At 41.4% G+C, this 16,763-nt stretch carries 16 protein-coding genes and 1 riboswitch; of the genes, 6 read left to right on the top strand and 10 right to left on the bottom strand.

Annotated elements, in window-relative coordinates; genetic code table 11:
- Positions 1 to 3 precede the first annotated feature (3 nt).
- Together L4D78_RS16785 and L4D78_RS16780 are read right to left on the bottom strand one after the other, a co-directional pair.
- Positions 4 to 678: a cytochrome b/b6 domain-containing protein gene (locus L4D78_RS16785; protein ID WP_428468004.1), complete on the bottom strand. Its 675-nt coding sequence runs from the start codon at positions 676 to 678 to the stop codon at positions 4 to 6.
- A gap of 139 nt (positions 679 to 817) precedes the next feature.
- On the bottom strand, positions 818 to 3,193 hold the full coding sequence (locus L4D78_RS16780; protein WP_428468003.1) for a fatty acid cis/trans isomerase: 2,376 nt from the start codon (positions 3,191 to 3,193) through the stop codon (positions 818 to 820).
- A gap of 502 nt (positions 3,194 to 3,695) precedes the next feature.
- On the opposite strand from L4D78_RS16780, the gene L4D78_RS16775 reads away from it, so the two are divergent.
- Positions 3,696 to 5,420: an amidohydrolase gene (locus tag L4D78_RS16775; protein ID WP_428468002.1), complete on the top strand. Its 1,725-nt coding sequence runs from the start codon at positions 3,696 to 3,698 to the stop codon at positions 5,418 to 5,420.
- Positions 5,421 to 5,513: 93 nt separating this feature from the next.
- Here L4D78_RS16775 and L4D78_RS16770 read toward each other — a convergent pair whose 3' ends face one another.
- Together L4D78_RS16770 and L4D78_RS16765 are read right to left on the bottom strand one after the other, a co-directional pair.
- Positions 5,514 to 6,800: a winged helix-turn-helix domain-containing protein gene (locus L4D78_RS16770; RefSeq protein WP_428468001.1), complete on the bottom strand. Its 1,287-nt coding sequence runs from the start codon at positions 6,798 to 6,800 to the stop codon at positions 5,514 to 5,516.
- 260 nt (positions 6,801 to 7,060) lie between these two features.
- Positions 7,061 to 7,513, bottom strand: a complete 453-nt coding sequence (locus L4D78_RS16765) for a DUF3069 domain-containing protein (protein WP_428468000.1) — start codon at positions 7,511 to 7,513, stop codon at positions 7,061 to 7,063.
- A gap of 338 nt (positions 7,514 to 7,851) precedes the next feature.
- Here L4D78_RS16765 and L4D78_RS16760 point away from each other — a divergent pair, with 338 nt between their 5' ends.
- From L4D78_RS16760 to L4D78_RS16740, 5 genes are all read left to right on the top strand, one after another.
- Entirely contained in the window at positions 7,852 to 8,790 is a 939-nt protein-coding gene (locus L4D78_RS16760) for a GGDEF domain-containing response regulator (protein WP_428468027.1), read from the top strand.
- Between the two features lie 261 nt (positions 8,791 to 9,051).
- Positions 9,052 to 9,711 (top strand): YceH family protein, encoded by a 660-nt coding sequence (locus L4D78_RS16755; RefSeq protein ID WP_428467999.1) that lies wholly within the window; start codon positions 9,052 to 9,054, stop codon positions 9,709 to 9,711.
- Positions 9,712 to 9,794: 83 nt separating this feature from the next.
- Positions 9,795 to 10,118, top strand: a complete 324-nt coding sequence (locus L4D78_RS16750; protein ID WP_428467998.1) for a GIY-YIG nuclease family protein — start codon at positions 9,795 to 9,797, stop codon at positions 10,116 to 10,118.
- Between the two features lie 153 nt (positions 10,119 to 10,271).
- A complete protein-coding gene (locus tag L4D78_RS16745) occupies positions 10,272 to 10,811 on the top strand; it encodes a YaeQ family protein (protein WP_428467997.1) in 540 nt (179 codons plus the stop codon).
- Positions 10,812 to 10,890: 79 nt separating this feature from the next.
- On the top strand, positions 10,891 to 11,538 hold the full coding sequence (locus L4D78_RS16740) for a YdcF family protein (RefSeq protein WP_428467996.1): 648 nt from the start codon (positions 10,891 to 10,893) through the stop codon (positions 11,536 to 11,538).
- A gap of 85 nt (positions 11,539 to 11,623) precedes the next feature.
- On the opposite strand, the gene tenA is transcribed toward L4D78_RS16740, so the two are convergent.
- From tenA to L4D78_RS16710, 6 genes are all read right to left on the bottom strand, one after another.
- Positions 11,624 to 12,289, bottom strand: a complete 666-nt coding sequence (gene tenA / locus L4D78_RS16735) for a thiaminase II (protein WP_428467995.1) — start codon at positions 12,287 to 12,289, stop codon at positions 11,624 to 11,626.
- An 18-nt stretch (positions 12,290 to 12,307) separates the two neighbouring features.
- Entirely contained in the window at positions 12,308 to 13,249 is a 942-nt protein-coding gene (locus L4D78_RS16730) for an ABC transporter substrate-binding protein (RefSeq protein WP_428467994.1), read from the bottom strand.
- 55 nt (positions 13,250 to 13,304) lie between these two features.
- A complete protein-coding gene (locus L4D78_RS16725; protein WP_428467993.1) occupies positions 13,305 to 14,156 on the bottom strand; it encodes an ABC transporter permease in 852 nt (283 codons plus the stop codon).
- Positions 14,149 to 14,925, bottom strand: a complete 777-nt coding sequence (locus L4D78_RS16720; RefSeq protein ID WP_428467992.1) for an ABC transporter ATP-binding protein — start codon at positions 14,923 to 14,925, stop codon at positions 14,149 to 14,151. Before L4D78_RS16720 ends, L4D78_RS16725 begins: the two co-directional genes overlap by 8 nt.
- Positions 14,926 to 14,942: 17 nt before the next feature.
- On the bottom strand, positions 14,943 to 15,776 hold the full coding sequence (gene thiD, locus L4D78_RS16715; RefSeq protein ID WP_428467991.1) for a bifunctional hydroxymethylpyrimidine kinase/phosphomethylpyrimidine kinase: 834 nt from the start codon (positions 15,774 to 15,776) through the stop codon (positions 14,943 to 14,945).
- A gap of 70 nt (positions 15,777 to 15,846) precedes the next feature.
- Positions 15,847 to 15,942, bottom strand: a riboswitch (TPP riboswitch).
- A 190-nt stretch (positions 15,943 to 16,132) separates the two neighbouring features.
- The gene (locus tag L4D78_RS16710) at positions 16,133 to 16,705 is read right to left on the bottom strand and encodes a PhnA domain-containing protein (RefSeq protein ID WP_428467990.1); all 573 of its coding nucleotides are present in this window, start codon (positions 16,703 to 16,705) and stop codon (positions 16,133 to 16,135) included.
- Between the last annotated feature and the right edge of the window lie 58 nt (positions 16,706 to 16,763).

The raw sequence follows: 16,763 nt of genomic DNA, 5'->3' as shown, positions 1-16,763 counted from the left end.
ACCCTAAAATAGATAGATCACAACGTCTTTAGCGAAACGTTGGTAAATGAGTGTACCAAGTACTACAAATACCCCCCATGCAATTAAACTATTCGAGAGCTTAGGCTTGTTTGCTTCAGTGATTTGTTTTTTGCCGTGTAGCATAGGTAAAATCAAATTATCCTTCTTCAATAAGTAGATAATGATTGCCGCTAAATGTAGCCCAATAGCACCAAGCATAACATTGAAGTTGATTGCGTGAATCTCGGTTAGCAGACTACTGATCTCTCCGCTGACGTACATAGCAAACGGGCCTTCAGAAATAATATCGTCGTTAGCAAATAGCCCTGTTGTCAGTTGCGTGGCAATTAACACCATAAAAGCAATAACCATATATCCACCTGCAGGGTTATGACCTACATGAGATGGTTTTTTTTCTGAGTGTATGGAAGACAAGTATCGAATTGTGGCACGAGGCGAACGTACGAAATGAGTAAACTGAGCTGTTTCGCTACCAATTACCCCCCAAATAAAACGAGTGAGTAATAATGCCAAAAGGAAATAGGCAATAGCAAAATGCCAATCCATTAAGCCTTCTGTACCTGTGTACCACAAGCCACCAATACAGAGAGCCTGAAGCCAATGATAACCACGAATAAAACTGTCCCAAACGGGAATAGACTGAACTGACGTTTGCATATTTTTTCCCTGTTAAATAACCACATGAATAATGCCATTTTACAGGGTGTATACAGCTGCGCTACATTTAGGTCTGTTAATTTTCAAACATTTACAATTGAGCCCCCCTGCTGCCGATTCGACGTAGAGGGGGGGTATGCTAGCGGTTTTGAAGTCGGTTGTAATCCAGTACCCCTGCTTCGATTGGAAAGCTATCTCGATACAGTTGGTTGAGTTTGTCGCTGAACGACCAGAAATCTTTGCTTGTTCTGCGTACCGCATATTGATCAAGCAACTCACGATAGTCCGCTTCTGATTCGACATAGCTTAACTGAATTGCTAGCTGTGAAAGTTGCGACTCTTTTACATGCCAAAATGCACCTGGGTAACTTCCTAGAATACCTCTAGCCAATGTAACGTCATCAAGCGCATGTAGCCTATTTGACTCTTCATCAAATAGGCTCGAAATATTTTTATGTGCACTATTTCTGACTAATGTGAACAGCTGTGATTCTGTATTTTGATCAATGGGGTCAATCATTATCATGGTGATCTCTGGTAACAGTGATGCCGGCTTACCATGAATTCTATCTATCGATTGTAAAGCCCGGATACTTTGGGGTTGCAACTTTGCTTCTTGGTATGAATACCGAGTTGGATTAACGTTTTCTAATTTAGTTTTTAATAATGCTAATAGCTCACCTTTTGGGTTTGGGGTTTTGAACGTAATGCCTGACGGCTGATCAAACTGGTTAATATCACCTTGTAGAAATGCACTGAGGTGTTGATTGGAACCTTGATACCAATTAGCAAGTTCTTCTCTCCGCACATTTTCAGGAAGTAATGAAAGGAAATTTGATTCACCTTCCATGCGCAAGAAGTCCATGTACATGCGGGTGACTAATTGATGGCCAAAATTACCATAAACATCAAAGCCAGCAACCAATAGATAGTGAATTCGCTCTAATAGTGAGTAATCTAATATCCAAGCTGTTTTTGGGGGAGTGCCAACAAGCCCTTTGGTTACCGTTGCACTGTCAAAATGCCGAAATACCGTCAAGCTAGCATTGTTATTATACCCGTCACCGTCCCAGATTAAATCCGTTGTTAAGTGCTCGCCGTTTATAAATCGTTCGTCAAGAAAATCGTTTTTGGCGCGCAGAAAGCGTCCTTGTTGTTTGGCATAGCTAACCCAGTTAGATATCGGTAACGTGTTACTTTCTTTTTCTGCCGGAAGACGAAGGTTGTGAGCTTGAGAAGCATAAAACTCATTTACACTCGGTGTGTTTGCCATTGCTGGGTCAACAAAAAATACCCAAAACCGATCGTTGATAACGTTTAGAGCAAGCTGTCCTCGGCATACAGGGCCTTTAATAAAACCCATAATGGTATTTTGAGCATTATCGATCATGAAACGGTAGCGCCCATCAACCGGTAATTGGTTGAATGCAATTAAAGGGTTGGCGGCCACTTTAGGTTCGTAAGATGGAAGGGTAGAAACGGTATACTCAGCCTTCATAAAGAGTGTTCTGTAACGAGTCATCTTCTCATCGTTGAGCGCATACGGCATATGTGTTTTATCGACAATCGTCTCTTTTACTTGTTGAAAACGATAATAGACGCGATGCGTTTTGGGGTCATCAAATGGTCTTCTTGTCGCGATAAGATCGATTGGTTGCCCTGGGGCAGTTCGAGAACGAACGAGATTGAAAAAAGTTGGGGCACTTTCACCATAAAAATATAAGTGTGATACAAAAAGGTGTTCGTAGATATATCGACTGACTAGCTGCTCTTTTAGACTATTGCCGTTTAAGAACTCTTCCCATTCTGCCACTTTAGTTTGTTCGCGGCTGTTCGGTGGGAGAACTGTTGCCATCGGGGAGCCTGAAGCCAACCAATCCATTAAAATTTGATTTTCTTGTGCGTCTATCTCAGGGAGGCCGTAAGGCATTCCCCATTTAGGGTAATTTTGTTCATAGGTCGCCATTTTTTCGATAGTTGGGCACTGTTGATCTCTATCGAGTGAAAAATCCCATTCGTTACTATCTAGAATGGTTTGAGTGGGAAGGGGGTGAGCTTTTTTAAGTTGCAGCATTCTTGCCATAACCCCCGCTTGAGTATTGGCTTGGGGGGATTGCTCTCGTTCATTTAATACTGCCTTGAAGCCTTTTTCTCGCCATTCAGAGGTTGACTGAGCATCAATAAACATACGAGTAGTATTAGCTGCGAGCAAGCGTGTGCCTTGATAAACTTTCTCGCTATTTGCTCCTCGGTCAATGCCTTCTGCTGAAGACATCTTTAGCTGGCAAGGGGCATCGTAGCAGGCGTGACAAACAACGCAGCGGTTATCTATAACGGGCTTTACTTCAGTCAGATAGGTCTTTGCCTGCAGCGATGATGCAGGTTGCATTCGATCTTGAGGGGCCGCTTTGCCGTATAGTTGGTCAAAGTTTAAGCCCGCATAAACGGCACAGCCTGAAAAAAGCAGCGTAAATAAGATTAATATGATTTGCTTGCTGTTAGTGACTTTACTCATAGTAATTATTTTCAATATTCGGATGCGTATAGTTATGATTATATTGTAAAAGTACGTGTGTTGATTTACATCTGGAAAAGAAATATCACAATTGGTAAAGATTGGCGACAAAAATTCAGATGACTTTAACTGTTACTCACTTAGTTGCACCTTGCTGAGTTGGTGCAGTTGTTTATGGATACGAAAAGTATTTATGCCAATTCATCGACTGTTGAAGAGGCGTTAAAATTTAATTGGATAGTCGCGTTATTTTATAATTACTTTTTTAAAAACAGCCAATTATTTCAGCAGGTTTAGAGCATTGTAGGGCGTAGAAGTAAGTGCCGTTCTAAACCATCAGTTATGTGCGATAGAAAGCCCTACCACAATCGCTCTGTATCATTCCTTCTTTCAGTGCACTTATGGCTCATAAAAAATAGCAACTGGTACTACGCGAAGGGAAATAATGTTTTTAGCCTGCTTAACGCCATATTGTTTTATTTTGCACTGAAAGGAGATCGGTATGAAAAACAGGTTAAAGGCAGCGTTACTATTATCATCGATGGTAATAATCACAGCGTGTAATTTTAATAGGGGAAGTAGTAATACGGAAACTGCTGATACTATTTTTTATAACGGTAACATAATAACGATGGATGATGAGCAACGGATCGAGAGCGCTATTGCTATTAAGGGTGGGGAAATCATCGCCGTTGGTACGGAAGAAGAACTAAAGCGTTATACATCGGCTTCAACCGTAAAAATAAATTTAGAGAGTGCCAGTTTAGTTCCCGGGTTTATTGATGCCCATGGCCACATGTCGATGGTCGCTCAAAGTATTAACCATGCAAACCTAGCCCCATCCCCAATAGGGAACAGTGATTCAATCTCTGAACTGGTTAAAGAAATGCAATTATTTTGGCAGGATAGAGAGCTTGCTCCTGAGCAATGGGTAACAGGTATGGGGTACGATGATTCACTGCTTGCTGAAAGAACTCATCCAACACGTTTCGACCTAGATCAGATAAGCACTGAGGTGCCCATTGTCATTATGCATGTCTCTGGTCATTTAGCTGTTATTAATAGTAAAGCGTTACAAGTTCTTGAGATAGACGAAAACACGCCTGATCCTGACGGTGGTAAAATTGTACGGATTGAGGGGGGCAATGAGCCTAATGGTGTTTTAGAAGAAACGGCAATGTATCTCGCTATGGTAGGTTTTACCTCAGCACCTCAAGACATGCCGTCAACAATTCAGTTGTTTTCTGATGCACAACAGTATTACGCAAGTTTTGGTATCACGACAGTACAAGATGGTGCTGCGAGCGCAGAATCAATAAAGTTATATGAAACCCTAGCGAATGATAACGTCTTGTATCTTGATGTAGTGGCTTATCCCACTTGGGATGTACTGACTATGCTTAAATTGGGTAATTATGATATCAGCGATGAATACCATAATAATTTCCGAGTTGGCGGGGTTAAAATTATCCTTGATGGTTCTCCGCAGGGCAAAACTGCATATATGACTCAGCCGTACCTTAATCCGCCTGCTGGCGAAGCAACCAGCTATGTTGGATATCCTACTCTTACGACAGATTTCCTTGAGCAAAAATTGAGTGCTTACCTTAAGAGTGGTACGCAGTTTATTGTCCATACAAATGGGGATGCGGCAGTGGATATGTACCTAGATGCCTTGGATGAAATTGTTAATGAAACGCAGGACATGAGCTTAATAAGACCGGTATCTATCCACTCACAAACAACAAGAGACGACCAACTCGAACGAATGCTTGATTACCATATGATACCTTCATTCTTTTCTGCGCATACTTTCTTTTGGGGGGATTGGCATCGAGATGAAGTCTTTGGTGTAGAGCGAGCCGAGCGCATTAGTCCTACTCGTTCTGCATCTAATTATGGAATTCAATATACGACTCATAATGACTCTCCAGTTGTTGACCCCGATATGATCCGCCTTATGTACAACACGGTCAATAGGGTAACACGCAGTGGAGAAACATTAGGAGAAGAGCAAAAAGCAACAGCCTACGAGTCGCTGGCTTCAATAACGCGGAATGCGGCTTATCAATATCATGAAGAACAGCGAAAAGGTTCTCTGGAAAGAGGCAAGATTGCAGATATGGTTATTCTGTCTGGCAATCCACTTACAATAAAGCCCGAAGAAATCAATTCTATTCAGGTGCTAGAGACATTTAAACAAGGGAAAAGTGTGTATAAAAAATAACGCTAAATCACGTAGGCCGGTTAGTAGTAACCGGCCTAACTTTTATCAATACTTTAAACGTGGCGCTTGTGCCATTTTTTACTTGGTATGTATTTAGCGTAACTCTTGATCAACCGAGTAGCGTTTATAGTTAAACTTCTTGGTATCTCTTTCACTGTTATGTACCCAAAATATGCCTACTTCATCGTTAAGAACTAGGTCAAGGTATGGCTGTTGGTAAAGTAGGTAGCTATAAGAAATAGTTTTTGATTTAAATTTGTTTTGTACACGTTCTTCAACCTGTAAGGATGTAGATTTACTTTCAGTGATCACGTCATTGTTTTGGTACGTCCAATGGTACATCTCTGGTTTTAATTCTGCGGTCGCAAGAAAAGGTGATGCATTTTCCACAATGGTTACAATGGCTGAGCTTATCGAAAGGGCATAATGGTATTCAGTTTCTTTTTCTGAGATAAACGTAAGATATGAATATGTTAAGTCGTTATTTTCATCTTTAGATATGTATTGGTAAACAACTTGTGAGTCAATACCGGAGTCATCAATGAACTTCAAATATACCTGAGATGTAGGGTCACGCGCTAAATCAGTTTGGACGATTGGATCGGTACGCGTTTTATCTAATCCATTGATTGTAAACAGCTCGAATTTTTCCCAGTCATCGTGACTGATTAGATAGGAGTGATCTGTATAAGGCTTACATTGTTGACTGTCGTTTACTTTACACCACGATAATGAGTAATGATTATTACCTTTATACGCAAAGATCTTTAAATTTTCTATCGGCTTACGTGCTGGGTTTTCTTCTCTCAGTTTGTAAATGTTAAATAGTTTGTCCGTTAAATCATCTAAATCAGCTTTATTTGAGCCAATTAATGTCACTGTGTTTTTCGGCGTTTCTGTTATTCGTATTTGATATTCTGCTTGCCTTGGGTACTTATAACCGTAGTGCCAAGATAAGCCAATGAGTATGAGCGTGGTTAAACCAATCAGACCAATTATAAGGTGTGGAATATAATGTTGTTTGATTAAAGCTAACGTAAATGGAGGTTTATCAGAAAACGCTTCTGAGCTAAATTGTGTGATCTGATAACCAACACGCGGCAGCGTTTCAATCACATCGCCTTTGTTTATTTCTTGTAGTTTAACGCGTAAGCCTCGAATGGCTTGAAACAGTGATGCTTCAGATACTACGCGTTCAGGCCAACCTGCTTGAAGCAAGTCACTTTTAGACGCTGGCTGACTTGCGTTATCAATAAGATATTGAAGAATATATTGTTCTGAGAGGTTCAGCTTCTGGGTAGAAGAATCTGACTTTATTACGCCTAGGCAAGGAATAAAGTACACACCGTTTATAAATTTATATTTTAGCTTCTCAGACATCGACACCTCAAAATCGCCATTACCAATAATTCCTAGCTATGCATTACCAGCTCATGCATTCTCATTGTGAATACTTTGTACTGGTAAGAGGAAAAGCGATTAATAATCATTCATTATTTTGCGTTATTTTATCATGAAAAATGAGAAATAGATTCAGTCGTCTCATTAGACTTCTTGTTGAAAAGCGCTGGATGGTCGGGGCTATGTGATAAAAAAGGGAGGTGGACCTCCCTAGAGCTATTTATATTCAAGGAAGTAGATTACTTCTTGAAGATTTCCATAAACTCACGCTTCATTGGTGGGTTACGGCGAGCTTTCTTCAGTTGCTTACACATGTCTTTAACACAGTTGTGTAGTACTTTATCAAGCGTAACAGCTTTGTACTCAGTGAACTCATCGTCAGTCATATCAGATGGTTTTTCACTTTCTTGCATTTCACCAAGGAAATCTATACCAGAATAGCTTTGGCTAAGTGCAACTAGTGCATGAAACTGTTCGAAGTTATCAAGTACATTCTGTGCACTTGCAGGCAATTGATTCCATGCTTCATGGGAAGTTGGTTCAGATGCTTTATAAACATTGATCAGCATGTCTAGAAGTTCTTCTGGCACTTCTTCAAACGCAACAACTTGACGTAGCTCTGGTGAGCAATCTTCAAGTGTGAATTCTAGTTCTTCAATGATTTGCTCTTCTTTGTTTTCGATATCAGACATCGCTAATTCCTACAGCATGAATTGTTTACAGAATGGAATCCTAAAGCCCTGTGATGAAAAGTCAACTATCAGTACCATCGACCAGTCAAAGTTTAGTATTTGATTGCTCACAATCTATCCTAGTTAATAAATATATAGGCATATTTGTTTTTTTAATTGTATTTTTTTCTTATGAAAGTGTTGGATTTCGAGGTTTAGATGTTTTTTTTGCAAGCAAAATCACGTTCGTTACTTAGAACTGCCTATCAATGAGGAACAGAGTTAGGTTAATTGGTGAGCTGTGCTATAAATTAAAGAAGGAATATTTTTGATATCAACAGGATACTTTCATGGAAGCAATGCGGATCTTACTAGTTGATGATGTCCATCTTGAGCGAATGCAACTTGCAATGCGATTACAAAGATTGGGCCACATTGTTGAGGCTGTTGGTTCAGGGATAGAGGCAATTGAAAAATATCCGTTATTTGACCCAGATTTAGTACTGCTTGATGTCAGTATGCCCGACATGAGTGGAACGGAAGTGGCAGAACAACTTCGAATTAAACATTCAGAGTGGGTGCCAATCATTTTCTTGAGTGGTCATGATGAACCCGAGATGATAGCAAAGGCTATTGATATGGGGGGAGACGATTACCTTGTTAAACCCGTTAATAAAATTGTTTTAGCCTCGAAGTTAAAAGCGATGCAACGCATTGCTGATATGCGTCACCAGTTAAAACAAGCCAGCGAAAAGTTAGAAGAAGCGAATGATTTGCTGTCACAACAGGTTAATGAAGATGGCTTAACGAAACTTGCAAATAGAAGGTATCTCGATCAGAAGCTGGAAGAATTCATATCCTGGCATGGCCGTAATAGCTTTTCGCTTACAATGATAATGATAGATGTTGACCATTTTAAGCCATTTAATGACCATTATGGACACCTTGAGGGGGATCGCTGTTTACAGGCGGTGTCTGCTGAGTTGAAGAAGAACTTTAGTCGAGCTGGAGAGCTGGCAGCAAGGTATGGTGGCGAAGAGTTCGTTGTCTTGATCAGTAATTGCGATAAAACTAAAGCAGTAAGAGAGTGTGAAAGGTTAAAGGCTTGCATTCAAAAACTTGAAATTCCGCATTCAAAGTCAACAACGTCAGATATTGTGACGGTGAGTCAAGGGATGGTGTCATGGATGCCGACTGGTCTTGAAACGCATGAAAACATGTATGAAATAGTTGATAAGGTGCTGTACAAGGCTAAAGAGCAGGGACGAAATCGCTTTGTTGCTGCTGAGTTTACCTAGCGTTAATATCACGAGAAAGGTTAAATTTAAATCGTTTCTGCGATTCAATAATTTGAACTTACCAGCAAAAAATATCTTCAGATGAATCATTTGGTTGTTTTACAGCCAAATGATTTTTTTGGTGCTTGTTGTTATAGCAAGGCATGCTAATCTCCCATTAGGCGTTTTAGCCATTGTATTTTTAGTAAGGTAAATTGCGTTAGAAGTTTTAACTGATGCATTACCTTTACGACGTATTAGAATAAAGGGTGAGGGAAGATCATGGATATTTGCTTTTCACAATCAGAAGCTAGAGTGATTGGTTGTCTATTAGAGAAAGAGGTAACCACACCTGATCAATACCCATTAACATTAAATGCATTAACAACCGCCTGTAATCAAAAAAGCAACCGTGATCCGGTTATGTCGCTTGATGATTCAACAGTACAAGACACCATTGAAGCGTTAAAGTCGAAACATTATATACAAGAAGTCACTGCTGGCTTTGGTAGCCGTGTTGCTAAATATCAGCACCGCTTTTGCAACACTGAATTCAGTACTTTTCAATTCACAGCGCAAGAAAAAGCAGCACTTTGCGTAATGCTACTGCGTGGTCCACAAAGTGCGGGTGAAATTCGTACTCGAACAAATCGCTTATGTAGCTTTAGCGATGTTAAAGAAGTCGAGTCTGTACTAGATGGTTTAGTTGATCACCCTAAAGGTGCCTATATTGTTAAGTTGCCAAAAGAATCGGGTAAACGTGATTGTCGGTACATGCATCTATTTAGTGGTGAAATAGATCTTGAGGCCTTAAAGTCAGCGCCTGCTGCCGTACCAAGCTCACCAACATCAGAACGCATTGAACAGCTTGAAAGCCAAGTTGCAGAATTACAACAAGAGATGGCTGAATTAAAAGCAATGCTTGACTCGTTGACTTCGTAATTCAATATATTATAAGGCTGTGTTGCACTAACAATATTTTATAATTAAGCCCAGCAAAGCTGGGCTTTTTTGAATGGGTAGAAATGGATCAAGAACAAAATGTAAATCCGACCGAAGGGGTGAAAGTCGAGCCTGTTTGGTCGGTCTATTTAATTAGAACAGCATCAAATCATCTTTATTGTGGCGTTACAACGGATGTAGAGAGGCGTTTTAAAGAACACCAAGGGACAATGAAAGGTGCCAAGTACTTAAGAGGAAAGGGTCCATTAACCATTGCTTGGTCATCAGAGGTCGGTTCGAAACGTGTAGCAATGCAGTTAGAGTACCGAATAAAACGACTATCCAAAAAGCAAAAAGAACAGATTGTAATCGGTGAGCTCCCTGTCTTTACGCTATTAGAGTGTTGATGCAACGATAAATACCGCTTTGATTGACGCTTGTGTTTAGGTGTAATTTATTACTTTGAAAAATAAATAGAAATTGAAGAATGATTAGGTTCAGATTACACTGCGAGTCATTAAAGCATCCCCTGTTGGGATAACGTTTCAGGAATTAAAACTATGGCACTTAAAGCCACTATCTATAAGGCTCAATTTAACGTCGCGGACTTAGATCGCCATGTTTATATTGATAAGTCACATACCCTAGCATGTCACCCGTCAGAGACTCTACAGCGGTTAATGCTACGTTTGATTGCATGGGGATTTTATGCAGACGAAGACCTTCAATTTACGAAAGGCCTTTGTGATGTTGATGAGCCTGATTTGTGGATCAAAAGTTTAAGCGACGAAATTGAACTTTGGATTGATCTTGGCTTGCCTGACGAGAAACGCATTAAAAAAGCAGCGCACAAGTCAAAGAAAGCTGTTCTTGTTGTTTATGGTGATAATGCAGCACCAGTATGGTGGAAGCAGAATCAAGCCAAGCTTTCACAGTTTGGCAATATTTCAGTGGTATTTTTTAACGACCAAACGCTTTCTGAGCTAGAAGCGCTGGTTGAGCGTACTATGCAGCTTCAGTTAACGATTGAAGGTGAGCAAGGCTGGCTAAGCGCTGGTGAGAGTAGTTGTACGATCACGCCAGATTGGTGGCTGCGTTAGTACGAGTGATCGTCATTAAGTGGTCACCTCTCTTTGTCATGTTAAGTAAGGATACTTAATCATTAATTAGGAGCATTACATGCATTTAAAGATACATAGTTTGGCAACAAAAGTTTGGGACTATCATCATTTAAACCATAATTTGGAAAAGAGTGATTGTCTCTTTGTGCTTTGCAGTAACGATATACGCGTTGCAGAGCGTGCTGCGCAATTGTATTTAGAAGGGTATGCTCCTTTTATTGTTTTTTCTGGCGGTGTGGGAGCATTAACAGAAGATCTTTTTGCATGCTCTGAAGCTGAAGCGTTTGCTACGGTTGCTGTTGATATGGGGGTACCAGAATCAAGCATTTTAATAGAACCTCAATCAACCAATACGGGTGAAAATGTACAATTTACCCGAGCCTTACTTGAAGAAAAGGGGCTTGACCCACAGTCATTGATTCTTGTCCAAAAGCCGTTTATGGAAAGACGTACATACGCAACGTTTATGCGTCAGTGGCCGGGTAAGGAGATTAGGGTGACTTCGCCTCAAATCAGTTTTGATAATTACCCCAACGAGTCACTGACATACAGCGATGTTATTAACGTCATGCTTGGTGACCTTGAGCGAATTCATGTCTATCCAGAGCAGGGTTTTTCAATTGAACAGGATATTCCTGAAGATGTATGGCAAGCCTTCGATCAGCTAGTTCACCATGGCTTTAAAGAGCACCTGATAAGTCGCTAGTCTACTCGCTTTAACTACCGGATAAAAAAAGGCTTGCACCGAAGTGCAAGCCATTAAAAAACCGATTGGTAGGTTTTAGGTATGATTACTGTGCCGCGTCCATCCCTTGTTGCCAGAAAGCGACTTCCATGCGTGTTGCTGTTCTAAAGATTTCACATAAACGCTTACCACGTTTACTTTCAAGTGGGATCTCTTCCAGCATGGCGTCTAGTCGACGAATGGTTTCTTCAACGCCAGTTTGAAAATCTTCACCGCTGTATAGCTCAACCCAACTATTGTAAGGGTTACCTTCAAGTTTAGTTTCAGACCATGTACCTAGACGTTGACCAATTACTGCGTACCCAATAGCACAAGGTGCCAGTGCGGCAAACAAATCAGCGCGATCACCCGCCATGCCGGTATCAAGTACGTAACGTGTGTAACTTACGGTACCAAAGTCTTCTGGTTCCGCTTCCATTTCTTCAGCAGATATTCCCCACGTTTGACAATATTCAATATGGTGGTTCATCTCTGATTCAAGCAGGGCGTTCAAACCGGGTAGTGGTTCACGCATTTCTTCAAGTGTTGTTGATTTGAAAATAGCCAGAGCATAAGCACGTGCATAGTGTTTAAGGAAAAGAAAATCTTGCTTAAGATAGTGGAAATAAGCGTGCTTATTCAGTTCGCCTTTTGCCAGTTGATTAACAAAATCATGTTCGGTGTATTCTGTCCAATCTTGTTGGCAATGCGCAATTAAGTCTTGATAGTTCATGGTAAGCCTTATGAATAATTAGAAAGTTAGAACGTAGTCTTTTGCTGATGGCAAGCTACGGATAATGTCATGTTCTTTCATGAATACGGCGTAGTCGTCGTATCGCTGAAGATCAACGGCAGCAGGGCGTAGGGCAAAACGCGTTAAAGTATCAGCCCATGCTCGGCGATTAAGTTCGTTATTCAATGTATCGGGTGAGTAAGCAACAAACTCATTCCAAGCTTTTTCAGGATGGTTGATGATATAAACCGTTGCTTTTTCAATTGCGCTATTGAATTTTTTAATCATTTCAATATCGTGCTTGTTTTTATTCGCAACGAAGATTAGCTCATCATATGGTGGCACACCGTGTTCTTCAGGGTAGAACGCCGTTGATTCGTAGCCTTCGATAGCAAGCTGATTAAGCTCAAAGTTACGTAACCCTCCCCAGATAGCATCGACTTTACCGGATGCTAGTGATGATGATAATGCCCAACCAACATTAATGATTTTCACGCTGTCCATTGATACGCCTTCAGAACGAAGCATTGTACCGATGGTTGCATCTTCACTTCCGCCAATGGCGACGCCAATATTCTTACCTTCTAAATCTTTTAGGCTCTTGATGCCAGACTTATTCAGTACTGTTAGTGCGTTTAAAGGCCCTGCAATAAGTGTTGCTGAACGAACAACAGGTAACTTTGCTGCGGTACTCGAAATGAGCGTGCTTTGGTAAGAAACCGCCAGATCGATTTTGCCTGCAGCCACCAGTTTGTCTGGCACGCTTGGGTCAGCTGGCTCTTGAATTTCAATCTCTAACCCTTGATCGGCAAATAACCCGTTTTGTTGGGCAATAATGATTGGGCCATGGTTTGGATTCACAAACCAGTCGAGCATTAGCGTTACTTTTTCAGCTGCTACGTTAAATGAGGCAACGGTCAAACCGAGTGCGGTAATAACGCGAATTATTGGGGTCTTCATTCATTATTCCTTTTGATTAAGCAATGTTGTGTTTTTATTTACTATTTTTGTCATGTTATTTGTCTTGCCACGGTATGGCCTTCCTTAGTATTAAATCAGCAGCAAAATACAAACTGATAGAAAAGAAAGCCAAAATGAATAATGCGGCAAACATTTCGTCAACAAACATGCGCGCGTTAGCTTGTAACATCAGATAACCCAAGCCTTCACTCGAGCCAACCCATTCACCAACAACCGCACCGATAGGGGCGACGACGACAGCAACGCGAATACCGGAAGCCAAAGCAGGTAAAGCGGCTGGTAAGCGTATACGCCATAATAATTGCCAGCGTGTGGCTCCCATGGTTTTGGCCAAATCGAGGTAGCCAGTAGGAGTATTACGTAAACCGTCGTAGCAACACGTTGTGACGGGGAAGAAAATGATCATTGCTGCCATGACAATTTTGGACGCCATGCCATAACCTAGCCATAGCATGAGTATTGGAGCAATAGCAAAGACAGGTATTGCTTGGCTGGTGATCAATATGGGTAGCAACCAGCGGCGAAGCGGGGCAAAAAGCAACATCTGTAACGCAAAGAACAGCCCTAAAAATAGCCCTAAGAATAAACCTAAGATTACTTCAGTACCGGTTACTAATGTGTGTTGCCAAAGGATATCAAATCGCTCAACCAGTTTCGTTAATACGGCAACAGGACCGGGTAATATAAAAGGGGGTAATTCAAAAAGAATAACGATGGCATGCCATAAACCAAAAATCACACATACGCTCACCGTTATGCGTAAGAGGTGCTGATACCAATGGTTTACTTCCTTTAAGCCTGTATTTGCCGTGTGTTGCTGCTGCGTTAACAATGGAGATGCTACCGTTGAATCAGCTTGGATATTCTGTGTTGATTGATTACCCATAATCACGCTCCAATTGGTTGATAATCGTCTGCTGGTGGCTAGCGAGTTCAGCGGTAAACTGGCGTGGAGGTAACGTGCTTGGAACACCTAATGGTACGAGTGAGGCAGGACTTCCAGACATAATATGAATGTGATGGCCAAGGCGAAGTGCTTCTTGTGGATCATGAGTGATTAATAAAACAGTTCTGTCTTGTAATAACTCAGCAGAGAGTGTTTGCAGCTTATAGCGTGTTACAGCATCAAGGGCTGAAAATGGTTCATCCATTAACACCAGTGGCTTATCTTGCATAAGTGTACGTGCAAGTGCTACACGCTGACGCATACCGCCAGAGAGTTGATCTGGGGTCGCTTTTGCGTAATCTTTTAGCCCTACAGCTTCAAGCAATGCTGTTGCGCGAGACATATCTGCAGGGTGTTTATCGCCAAAGCGGGTACTTAAGCAAACATTATCAATGACGTTGAGCCATGGCAAAAGTAAATCTTGTTGCGCCATGTAAGCCACATTACCTAATAGGGGAGTGTTATTAGATGTCGTGAGTTCACCTTGCCATTCCACTTTATCTTCAAGCAACCCAGCAAGGTGACGAAGTAAGGTTGTTTTACCACACCCACTTTTTCCAAGTAGGCAAGTCCATTTACCAGCAGGCAGCTCTAAGCTGAGTGCAGAAAATAATGGCTCGGCAGCATCGTTATAACGGAGGGTTGCCTTTTTTAAGGCAACTCCGATATTGCTAGCGAGTCCTGTTGTATTGATTACAGGTTCAGGCATCGTCATCACTGTTTTATTTATTCAGGCTTGAAATGACCAGCAAAGAAATGGTGAACAGGGCCGTGGCCTGAACCGATTTCTAGCTCGTCAGCGTGTGTAATAGCTTGTGTAATGTATGATTTCGCGTGTTTAACTGAATCAACAAGTGAGTATTCTTGGGCTAGGAATGATGCGGTAGCCGCTGAAAGAGTACAGCCTGTGCCATGTGTATTACGCGTATTAATACGTGGTGTAGACATCCTAATTACATCGTTGCTTAAGATGAGTAGGTCAGTACTATTTTCATCTTGTTCAAGGTGACCGCCTTTTAGCAATGTTGATTTAGCCCCGATACTACGCAGGCCGTCAATCATTGCAGACATGTCTTGCTCACTCTCTGGAAGCGCAGTGCCAAGTAAAGCAGCGGCTTCAGGCAGGTTCGGCGTTATAACGTCGGCAAGTGGAAGTAACTCTGTTTTGAGGGTTTTTATTGCTTCTTGCTCGAGCAGAAGGTCACCACTCGTCGCGACCATTACAGGGTCGATAACAAGGTGCTTTGGCTGATATTGACGAAGTTTATTGGCAACCGTACGTATAATATTTGCGTCGCTTAACATGCCGATTTTGACTGATTTAACGTCTAAATCAGAAAATACGGTATCAAGCTGCTGCTCTACAAACGCAGGGTCAATACCTAAGATACCGGTGACGCCTTGGGTGTTTTGTGCAGTTAAAGCAGTAATAACAGAGCAGGCATAACCGCCTGTTGCTGAAATCGCTTTAATGTCAGCTTGAATACCAGCACCACCACCGCTGTCAGAGCCAGCAATAGTTAATGTGATTGGTGTTTTTGATGGTTTGGCGTTGCCCATAACTACCCCTAAATGAATAAAGCGGAGGGTAGCAGGTGTCAATATTGGACTCTGAATACAGAGTAGTGATGAGACACGTGTGCTAGTTCCCTACGCCATTGCTAAATGGATCAGGTTCAACGGGTCCCACAAAGTGGTCTCAGCCTAAGCTCCCCGACTAACGAAACATTAATTGATATAACGCGTTATTGTAACCACGTTTAGAAACAATGAGCAAATAAGATTAACATTATTGTCTGCCATGTAGCGTATTTAGCTACAGGTAGAATAAAAAACGGGCAGCATAAATGCCGCCCGTTCCTACGTTAGCCAAATTTCAAATATCGGAAAGATTAATGTTAGATGGCTAAGGCTAATTACATTTTTTTACAGTAAGCAGCAATAATAACCATGTTAGTACCTGCTGCTTTACCTGTTACATGCAGTGGATTTTCAGTTAAACGGATACCGCGAACCGCTGTGCCTTGCTTAACAACGAGGCTTGAGCCTTTAACTGGAAGATCTTTGATGATAGTAACGTTATCACCAGATTGTAGGGCTGTACCGTTAACATCTAGCGTTTTAATCGCTTCAAGTTCAGCAAGAGCTATCCCTTTTTCAGCCCACTCAACCATATCTTCTTCCATGTACATCATATCGAGAAGATCTTGAGCCCATGTTTCAGCCGAAAGGCGCTTTAGCATACGGTAAGCCATAATTTGAACTGCAGGTTCTTGGCTCCACATACTGTCGTTAAGGCAACGCCAGTGGTTCTGATCAAGTGTTTCTGCATCTTCAATCTCTGTACGGCAAGTACCACATACCATTACACAACTACCAGCGGTTGTATCGGGAGAGGCTGGTACTTCATAAACGCTTAGGTTGTCAGCAGATGCACAAAGTTCACATTTCTCGCCAGAACGCTGTTTAACAATATTTTCAATACTCATAAGGGTGTCCGTAGATGTGTAATGGTGGGTGTATACCATACAGGTAACTGTTCTGTTT

The sequence above is a fragment of the Photobacterium minamisatsumaniensis genome, from assembly GCF_050336695.1.
Lineage (GTDB): Bacteria > Pseudomonadota > Gammaproteobacteria > Enterobacterales > Vibrionaceae > Photobacterium > Photobacterium minamisatsumaniensis.
Note: the sequence above shows the minus strand (reverse complement) of the source record. Positions and strands in the feature narration are given on the sequence as shown.

Bases quoted from the DNA above. Each gene is read 5' to 3' on its own strand.
- L4D78_RS16785 (WP_428468004.1), bottom strand. From the start codon at position 678: ATGCAAACGTCAGTTCAGTCTATTCCCGTTTGGGACAGTTTTATTCGT.
- L4D78_RS16780 (WP_428468003.1), bottom strand. From the start codon at position 3,193: ATGAGTAAAGTCACTAACAGCAAGCAAATCATATTAATCTTATTTACG.
- L4D78_RS16775 (WP_428468002.1), top strand. From the start codon at position 3,696: ATGAAAAACAGGTTAAAGGCAGCGTTACTATTATCATCGATGGTAATA.
- L4D78_RS16770 (WP_428468001.1), bottom strand. From the start codon at position 6,800: ATGTCTGAGAAGCTAAAATATAAATTTATAAACGGTGTGTACTTTATT.
- L4D78_RS16765 (WP_428468000.1), bottom strand. From the start codon at position 7,513: ATGTCTGATATCGAAAACAAAGAAGAGCAAATCATTGAAGAACTAGAA.
- L4D78_RS16760 (WP_428468027.1), top strand. From the start codon at position 7,852: ATGCGGATCTTACTAGTTGATGATGTCCATCTTGAGCGAATGCAACTT.
- L4D78_RS16755 (WP_428467999.1), top strand. From the start codon at position 9,052: ATGGATATTTGCTTTTCACAATCAGAAGCTAGAGTGATTGGTTGTCTA.
- L4D78_RS16750 (WP_428467998.1), top strand. From the start codon at position 9,795: ATGGATCAAGAACAAAATGTAAATCCGACCGAAGGGGTGAAAGTCGAG.
- L4D78_RS16745 (WP_428467997.1), top strand. From the start codon at position 10,272: ATGGCACTTAAAGCCACTATCTATAAGGCTCAATTTAACGTCGCGGAC.
- L4D78_RS16740 (WP_428467996.1), top strand. From the start codon at position 10,891: ATGCATTTAAAGATACATAGTTTGGCAACAAAAGTTTGGGACTATCAT.
- tenA (WP_428467995.1), bottom strand. From the start codon at position 12,289: ATGAACTATCAAGACTTAATTGCGCATTGCCAACAAGATTGGACAGAA.
- L4D78_RS16730 (WP_428467994.1), bottom strand. From the start codon at position 13,249: ATGAAGACCCCAATAATTCGCGTTATTACCGCACTCGGTTTGACCGTT.
- L4D78_RS16725 (WP_428467993.1), bottom strand. From the start codon at position 14,156: ATGGGTAATCAATCAACACAGAATATCCAAGCTGATTCAACGGTAGCA.
- L4D78_RS16720 (WP_428467992.1), bottom strand. From the start codon at position 14,925: ATGCCTGAACCTGTAATCAATACAACAGGACTCGCTAGCAATATCGGA.
- thiD (WP_428467991.1), bottom strand. From the start codon at position 15,776: ATGGGCAACGCCAAACCATCAAAAACACCAATCACATTAACTATTGCT.
- L4D78_RS16710 (WP_428467990.1), bottom strand. From the start codon at position 16,705: ATGAGTATTGAAAATATTGTTAAACAGCGTTCTGGCGAGAAATGTGAA.